Here is a 1,164-nt window from a genome sequence, read left to right as displayed (position 1 = left end):
CATGACTGGGGTGAAGTCGTAACAAGGTAACCGTAGGGGAACCTGCGGTTGGATCACCTCCTTACCTGAAGATACCTCCCGCGAAGTGCTCACACAGATTGTCTGATAGAAAAGTAAAGAAGCAGTAAAACCCCGGCAGGCTTGTAGCTCAGGTGGTTAGAGCGCACCCCTGATAAGGGTGAGGTCGGTGGTTCAAGTCCACTCAGGCCTACCAAATCCTGTTCGTCAGGATCACTGGTCGACGGGTTTTACCAGACTTTTGGGGCTATAGCTCAGCTGGGAGAGCGCCTGCCTTGCACGCAGGAGGTCAGCGGTTCGATCCCGCTTAGCTCCACCATCAACTCCCCCGTTGATACCCAAACAAAACTTCAGAATGCATTTTCGAGTGCATTGCGAAGTTTTACTGCTCTTTAACAATCCGGAACAAGCTGAAAATTGAAACGACGCGCGCCGCATCCCTCCGTAATAAGGGGTGCACAGGCGACGCGTTCGAGTCTCTCAAATGCTTACAGCACGCAGCGTTGCAAAACGCCTGTGGGTTGTGAGGTTAAGCGACTAAGCGTACACGGTGGATGCCCTGGCAGTCAGAGGCGATGAAGGACGTGCTAATCTGCGTAAAGCGACGGTAAGGTGATATGAACCGCTACAGCCGTCGATGTCCGAATGGGGAAACCCGGTGCACTCAGTGCATCATCGCAACATGAATACATAGTGTTGCGAGGCGAACCTGGGGAACTGAAACATCTAAGTACCCAGAGGAAAAGAAATCAACCGAGATTCCCCCAGTAGCGGCGAGCGAACGGGGAGCAGCCCAGAGCCTGAATCAGCTTGTGCATTAGTGGAACGGTCTGGAAAGTCCGACGGTACAGGGTGATAGTCCCGTACACAAAAGTGCATAAGCTGTGAGCTCGATGAGTAAGGCGGGACACGTGGTATCCTGTCTGAATATGGGGGGACCATCCTCCAAGGCTAAATACTCCTGACTGACCGATAGTGAACCAGTACCGTGAGGGAAAGGCGAAAAGAACCCCGGCGAGGGGAGTGAAACAGAACCTGAAACCGTGTACGTACAAGCAGTGGGAGCCTCTTTATGGGGTGACTGCGTACCTTTTGTATAATGGGTCAGCGACTTATATTCTGTAGCAAGGTTAACCGTATAGGGGA

Annotated in this window: 2 tRNA genes and 2 rRNA genes; all 4 read left to right on the top strand. The window is 52.5% G+C overall.

What is annotated here, in order from left to right:
• Nucleotides 1-64, top strand: a 16S ribosomal RNA gene (locus tag SC127_RS09525); the annotation flags it as partial.
• Nucleotides 65-137: 73 nt separating this feature from the next.
• A tRNA-Ile gene (locus tag SC127_RS09520) sits at nt 138-214 on the top strand.
• A 47-nt stretch (nt 215-261) separates the two neighbouring features.
• Nucleotides 262-337: transfer RNA gene (locus SC127_RS09515), tRNA-Ala, on the top strand.
• Between the two features lie 208 nt (nt 338-545).
• A 23S ribosomal RNA gene (locus SC127_RS09510) occupies nt 546-1,164 on the top strand; the annotation flags it as partial.

This window comes from Pantoea sp. T14 (assembly GCF_036663535.1).
Classification (GTDB): Bacteria; Pseudomonadota; Gammaproteobacteria; order Enterobacterales; family Enterobacteriaceae; genus Pantoea; species Pantoea phytostimulans.
This window is presented reverse-complemented; position numbering and strand designations above follow the sequence as displayed.